The organism is Microcystis sp. LE18-22.4A (genome assembly GCF_027531105.1).
GTDB classification, from domain to species: Bacteria; Cyanobacteriota; Cyanobacteriia; order Cyanobacteriales; family Microcystaceae; genus Microcystis; species Microcystis aeruginosa.
Genome location: NZ_JAPZRB010000539.1, coordinates 1 through 6,461 on the forward strand (window position 1 = coordinate 1; position 6,461 = coordinate 6,461).

Sequence of the window (6,461 nt, forward strand, 5' to 3'; positions counted from 1 at the left end):
TCCTTATCTGGCAAGAGACTTAATTGATTAGTTCGCTCTAGATCAAAAATAATTGACAAAAATCGCCAAATGCTTTTCTATATAAGGGTTCCATCCCTTATAACCCCCCTCCATTGCATAACACAAACCGAAGAGCCAAAAAGAGAATCTAGGAAATCTGTTCTGCGTAATCCAACTCCGTCGCGCATCCCGCCTCTTTTCGGAGAATATCGTCGATATTCTTAAATGTCTGCTCGAACATAGGAAAAAGATTAGATACTCTCAAATCTTACCTCGATCGCTCCGGTGATCCTTAGCATAGATTTGTAAAAAGGCTGAAAATGCTTCAGCCTCGTCTAAAAAATCAGATTTTACCCGCAAAATTAAGGAATAGGATTAGCCGAATCCTTGCTTTCTAGGGTTTCGGGAACAGCTTCCGTCTTACCAAAAGCGATTCGGAGGAAGGGAGGGGCCAGGAAAGTCGTCAAGATTACCATAATAATAATCGACACCTCCAAAGGCTTATCCAAAATTCCGCTGGCCGAACCAATCCCAGCAAAAACTAGACCCACCTCACCCCGGGGAATCATACCCACACCGATGGCGAGGCGATTGATTCCAGATATGCCAAAAACTGCCCAGCCTGTCACCAGTTTACCGATGATCGCCACAACCATCAAAAAGACAGCGATCAAAAGTCCGGCCCGATTCTCCGGTACCGTTGGGTTTAAAACACCGAGATCAGCACGCGCTCCCACCGTCACAAAGAAAATTGGTACAAGCAAATCGGCGATCGGTTTAATTAACTCATCCAACTCGTTCCGGGTATCAGTTTCATCAAGCACCAAACCCGCAGCAAAGGCCCCTAAAATCGCTTCCAGATGAATAGCATTGCCTAAAAATGCCATAAAGAAAGCGAAGACAAATGCGGGAATAACAATATTTCCCCGCGTTTTCAGCCGCTCCACGATCGCCACAAAACTTTTGTTAAAAATACCTCCCAACAAAATTGATCCGATCAAAAAGGCCGTAGCGCTGACAATCAGATAAATAACATTGGTCACATCAATCTCACCGGTTTTGGCTAAACTAGCGACCACAGCCAGAACAATAATACCAAGGACATCATCGATCACCGCTGCACCGACAATAATTTGCCCTTCTTTGGATTTGAGTTGACCTAACTCGGACAACACCTTCGAGGTAATACCGATACTGGTTGCTGTCAAGGCAGCCCCTGCAAAAATCGCCGGGATAGCCGCCACATGAAAGACGAGCATTAACCCGGCCGTACCCGCCGCAAAAGGTGCCGCAACCCCCACACAGGCCACAACCGTGGCTTGAATTCCCACTTCCTTGAGTTGCCGCAGATCCGATTCCAGGCCAATTTCAAACAGCAGAATAATCACACCGATTTCAGCTAGAACCGAAATCACTTCACCTTGGGACTCAAAGATCCGGTCTACGGCAGCCGGGGCCAATTGATTCAATCCTTGCAGTACCGTCATAATCAGCGAGTCGGAGGCCGATAGTCCCCCTTCGGGAAAGATGAGCAGATGCAAGGCCGAAACGCCGACAATCACACCGGCGACCAGTTCTCCCAGTACGGGAGGAAAATCCAATCGTCGGGCGGCCTCTGCGCCGAGCTTGCTGGCCAGATAAATCACCACCAGCGTCAGCAATACGCCGGAGAGAATAATCGGTGAATCCTCGGCCACAACCGTCGCGAGCAAGGGTATCGGAGTCATGGGAGCGGTTATCTCCCCAATCAAAGGAGGCAGAATAGGGGACAAAATCATGAGTTTAAAGGGATGAGGGTTAAAGGTTTTAGGTAGGGTCTGCTGAAAAAGTTTTTCGTGGGGGCAGGGTGTGGGGTGTGGGGTGTAGGGTGTAGGGTTTTACCGATTTTGAGGTAGTCAGTTACCTAATTTTCAGGGAAAAAGTCCAGGGATTTTACCCCCAATCACTCCAATGGTCAGCACTTTTTGAGGGAAAAAAGCCTAAAAGCCTTATCCAACAAGGTTTTTAGATTTATTCAGCAAGCCCTAGGTGGTCATAAAACTGGGGGATATGAAAAAGGGCCACCGCTCAAGGACAGTCAAGCTGGGGATGCGGTGGCCCTAGAGTGCCGGAGTCATGGTCCGGCTAGATATCACAGCCCTCTGGTCCACAGAAACTCTGTCCGTACAGAACCTCCGCATCACAGAGATAGATCATGCCCGCAAAATTGAGGAAAAACTGCTCGGCAACCTGCTTGGCAATATTTTGGGCCATAATTCGATCGGGGGTAAGTATCTCGAACTTAACATTACTGTCGGTTTCGGAAACGTGGGGTTGTCCCGACGAGCGCACGTTGCGACTGCCTTTACCGCCAGTATCCATCACCGTGTAACCACTCGCCCCGCATTCTTCGATGATCTTGGCGACTTTTTTCAACAAAATCTTTTCTGTGACGATGACGAGCTTTTTGGCTGGTTTGGCCATGTTGATTATCTCCTTAAATGTGTACATTTATCTGCTTGGTAGGCCCAGTCAAGGGAACGCCGACAGACCACAATCCTAGCCGCCGCTGAGGGCCTGGGCGAGACCAAGGAAGAAGGGTATGCACAAGCCGATCGCTACTGGTGTACCGATGGCCGTGGACGCACCTATATAGGCGGAGGGATTAGCCGACGGGATACCGGCCCGCAACGTGGGCGGCCCGGAGATGTCGGAACTAGAGGAAGCGATGACGGCCAGAACCACGACACCGCCCCAACTGAACCCGGTGGCGTAGTGGGCAATCATGCCGAGACCGAAGGCGATTAGCCCATGTACAAACGGTGCTAGGACGCTATAGACAACATACCACTGGGCCACCTTACGCAGTTCACCAACCCTTGACCAAGCCTCCATCCCCATGACCAGCATCAAGATCGAAAGCAAGCCGCGAAAGAGGGGATCGTAGAAGCTTTTATAGACACTTTCCGGCTGGGTGAATATGCCCAAAGCCAAACCTAATAACATGGCCGATAGGGCCGGTCCGCGAAGGCTTTCCTCAATGATCGGCCAGATCTTGACCCGATTATCCGCCGGCTGCTGCTGGCTGAGATACTCCTGCCGACTGCTGGGATAATCCTGCTGATCGGAATAATCCCCGGCCGCCACCGGCTGCTTGCTAAAAGACTCGCGGTCGTAGGCCGCTTCTTTGTTTTTCTTCTTGTTAAGATAAATGTTAGCCACCACGATCGCCGTTACCAGCGCCGGGATATCCATAAAAGGATAGAGTGCGCCAGCCCAGGCCTCGTAGGGGATCTTTTGTTCTTCGAGTACCGTCAGACCGGCTGCCATAGTCGAGCCACTCACGGCTCCAAATAACCCCCCAGTTGCGATCGCATCGACCACTTTCACCTTGGGCAGATTGGCTAAGGTATAGCGCGCGACGAAGACCACAATAATCCCTACTATTACGGCAAAGATCATTGGTAATACCATTTCCGTCAGGTTGGAATTGCGGATGGCAATCCCGCCGGTCAGACCGATTTTGGTCAGCAGCATGAAGACGATGATCGTACAAATCGACTCTGGAATGACCAATTCACTCCCGAGAGCAGCAATGATCATCCCACCAATCAAAAAGGCCAGTGTTGGGGACTGCAACTGCTGGATAAAGTCCATGACAAACAATGAGAAAAAATCCACGAATACCTCCTTAAGCCTCCCCTGATGAGGAGTATTGAATATAAACGAACTAAATCAACCTTCAAAAGCTGAAAGAGAGTAAGAGTAAGGCTCTTTACCCCTTAAGCAAACCTGTTGCGGGCAGAACTTTGGACAGCGTCAAGTCCGCAGGTAAGCCTAATTCGGGATTTTTGGCGGTTAAACTGGCCCCGATCGCCCCTGTCCCAGAAGCTACCCCGAAGGCGAGAGCTAGAGGGTGATAAACGATGGCAGCTGTTACACCACCGAAGATATCGCCCCGCAAATTGTCAAAATGAGTACGATTGGTTATTTGCATGAGAATCCAACTGAGCAAAGGATTTTTTGCCACAACAAAGCCGGCGGTTGACAGACCAGCCTTGATAGACAAAACTTTATGGTTTTTAAAGATCGATTGTTATAAATCTATACTAGAACGGATATCTTGACAAGCAAATTTTTGTAAATTGAGTTTGAATCGATATATCTTTACAAAAGTATTGATTTAAACCTATGATGTAAGCGGTGTGGGGAGGTTTTCACTCGTTCCCCTCCATTCCTGCTTCTGTTTAGCAAAGCTCCTCAAGGCAGTAACAGAAGTGTAGCTCTCTAGAGGCCTCTCTTGATTCAAGCCACTTTACATCAACTGATCGTCTTTGAAGCGACCGCTCGTCATGGCAGTTTCACCAGGGCTGCTGAAGAACTATCGATCACCCAACCCACGGTTTCTACCCAGATGAAACAACTGACTAAAGCAGTGGGTCTGCCCTTATTCGAACAGATAGGCAAACGTTTGTATTTAACCGAGGCCGGACGCAGTTTATTAGTAACCTGTCAGGCAGTCCTCAAGGATCTTGATAACTTTGAGATGGCGATCGCCGATATCAAGGGCATTAAACAGGGTAAACTGCGTTTAGCGGCGGTATCCACAGCCCAATATTTAATCCCTCAAATCCTAGGTCCTTTTTGTCAACAGTACCAAGGGGTAGATGTGTCCCTAGAATTGACCAATCACCAAGATCTAGAAGCAAGGATAATCAATAATGTTGATGACCTATATATTTTAAGCGAACCCCCCGAAGATCTAAACCTGGAGATTCAACCGTTTCTGGAAAACCCCCTTGTGGTAATTGCTCGCAAAGATCACCCCCTAGCGGGACAGAAAAAAATTCCGATTAAACGGCTGCAAGGGGAACCTTTTATTATGCGGGAAATGGGATCGGGAATTAGACGGGCAGTACAGCAAATTTTTCTCGACCATGGCATCACTGTATCTTTGCGTTTGGAAATCGGCAATAATGAAGCCATTAAACAAGCGGTCGCCGGTGGTTTAGGAATTTCGGTTCTGTCTCAGCACGTCTTAAATTTAGATAATCCTCATGGGGAATTTACCATCCTTGACGTGGAAGATTTTCCCATCCAACGCCATTGGTATGTGGTTTATCCCAAGGATAAAAAACTATCCGTGATCGCCAAGACTTTTCTTGATTATCTCCTCTCAGGGGAATTAGGGGTGTATGTACCCACAGACCCCCGATCAAGTCGAATTCGGTAAGCGCAAGCGATCGATCTATATCGCATCCGAAAAGGTGGAGAATGTTCGAGAACTCGATCGCGCGGGGAAACCGATCGGCGAAATCCTCAAGGCGATCGATTCTCCCAAAACCCGCCAGGATTTAATCCTCATAAATGCGGCACTCTAAGGCATCAGGATTGGCTTCGCAGTAGGACTGAAGTGAGTTACTCCCCTGTTTTTTGACCCGTTGATGGGAGGCTTCGGCCTGGAGTTCCTCCACCACATCCCAGGCTGCGGCGCAATCGGGAGAGATTTCACCCTTGGCCGCACAAATTGCCCGCGCGTCTTCCCGGGCTGCTTCAATTTCATCTTCAATGAACAACCGCTTGGGCTTTTCGACAAAATCGCTCTTGAAGAGAATATCACTGACAGAAATAATGCCCAGCAAAGTTTTGCCCTGAATCACCGGTGCGCGGCGAATGCGGGTTTGAGCAAATAACCGAGCCACATATTCCACCCCCAGTTCGGGATTGACGACCACACAGGGCTTGGCCATAATTTCATAGACCCGCATAGTTTTAGGATCGTGGCCAAAGGCCGCCACTTTGTAAACGATGTCGGTTTCGGTGACAATTCCATAAGGGTCCTGTTCATGGCGCGGTTCGACAATCAACCCCCGCAGTTTTTTTTCTTTCATCAATTTCACGGCATCGGCAACCGTTGCCGAACCACGAATGGTGACAACGTTTTGGGTCATAATTTCTTGAGCTTGTAGCATAGGAGTTGGATGGTGTTGTTAAATTAAAGAACTGGTATAAACGCAAAAGTTGACTAGGGTTGTCCCGATAGCAATTTCCTAGACTCTTGTGGGCTGAGTGCCACTGTCAACAGAGATGACCAGGGCCAATGGGCGCTCGCTGGTTGGGGCTGGGGCGGAGTAGCGGCGGCTGTGTTCCCCTGAGTGCCGGGAGCATAGGCCTCCAGCACAGCGCCGTTTTGCCAACACATGGCGATGAAATAATCACACACTGGGCATTCCGTCTGAGCAACCTGCCGGGCCGGACACTTATATCCTGCGGGTAGGCGATCGCTCAAGAGCCTTTGAGCTACGCTGCCACAGTTGGGACATCGAATTTCTATCAGCTTGTTCATCGGAAATTTTGGGTCTGAAACCCCGCCGTTCTAGGTTGGCTTTACGTTAGAATTAAAAGGCCAGTCTCGAAAACCAAGTGGACGGCGCAGCACCTTGAAAACTCGGCTTAGGGGGTTCCGACCAGAAAAGCTTGGC

Annotated in this window: 8 protein-coding genes; 2 read left to right on the plus strand and 6 right to left on the minus strand. The window is 49.1% G+C overall.

Annotation, left to right across the window (positions count from 1 at the left end):
- Positions 1-362: 362 nt before the first annotated feature.
- From O9295_RS22965 to O9295_RS22980, 4 genes are all read right to left on the minus strand, one after another.
- Positions 363-1,778 (minus strand): cation:proton antiporter, encoded by a 1,416-nt coding sequence (locus O9295_RS22965; protein ID WP_288035607.1) that lies wholly within the window; start codon positions 1,776-1,778, stop codon positions 363-365.
- 346 nt (positions 1,779-2,124) lie between these two features.
- Entirely contained in the window at positions 2,125-2,463 is a 339-nt protein-coding gene (locus tag O9295_RS22970; protein WP_079207015.1) for a P-II family nitrogen regulator, read from the minus strand.
- Positions 2,464-2,538: 75 nt separating this feature from the next.
- Positions 2,539-3,660 carry a sodium-dependent bicarbonate transport family permease gene (locus O9295_RS22975; RefSeq protein WP_147068925.1) on the minus strand — a complete coding sequence of 374 codons (1,122 nt, stop codon included), beginning with the start codon at positions 3,658-3,660 and terminating at the stop codon, positions 2,539-2,541.
- Between the two features lie 94 nt (positions 3,661-3,754).
- On the minus strand, positions 3,755-4,048 hold the full coding sequence (locus O9295_RS22980; RefSeq protein ID WP_287971077.1) for a sulfate permease: 294 nt from the start codon (positions 4,046-4,048) through the stop codon (positions 3,755-3,757).
- A 231-nt stretch (positions 4,049-4,279) separates the two neighbouring features.
- Here O9295_RS22980 and O9295_RS22985 point away from each other — a divergent pair, with 231 nt between their 5' ends.
- Both O9295_RS22985 and O9295_RS22990 read left to right on the plus strand, forming a co-directional pair.
- The gene (locus O9295_RS22985; protein WP_288035609.1) at positions 4,280-5,212 is read left to right on the plus strand and encodes a LysR family transcriptional regulator; all 933 of its coding nucleotides are present in this window, start codon (positions 4,280-4,282) and stop codon (positions 5,210-5,212) included.
- The gene (locus O9295_RS22990; protein ID WP_288035612.1) at positions 5,175-5,360 is read left to right on the plus strand and encodes a hypothetical protein; all 186 of its coding nucleotides are present in this window, start codon (positions 5,175-5,177) and stop codon (positions 5,358-5,360) included. Before O9295_RS22985 ends, O9295_RS22990 begins: the two co-directional genes overlap by 38 nt.
- Here the strand turns inward: O9295_RS22990 and O9295_RS22995 are convergent.
- Together O9295_RS22995 and O9295_RS23000 are read right to left on the minus strand one after the other, a co-directional pair.
- The gene (locus O9295_RS22995; RefSeq protein ID WP_147068922.1) at positions 5,334-5,951 is read right to left on the minus strand and encodes a CP12 domain-containing protein; all 618 of its coding nucleotides are present in this window, start codon (positions 5,949-5,951) and stop codon (positions 5,334-5,336) included. The genes O9295_RS22990 and O9295_RS22995 overlap by 27 nt on opposite strands.
- A 53-nt stretch (positions 5,952-6,004) precedes the next feature.
- Positions 6,005-6,325 carry a hypothetical protein gene (locus O9295_RS23000; protein ID WP_147068921.1) on the minus strand — a complete coding sequence of 107 codons (321 nt, stop codon included), beginning with the start codon at positions 6,323-6,325 and terminating at the stop codon, positions 6,005-6,007.
- Positions 6,326-6,461 lie beyond the last annotated feature (136 nt).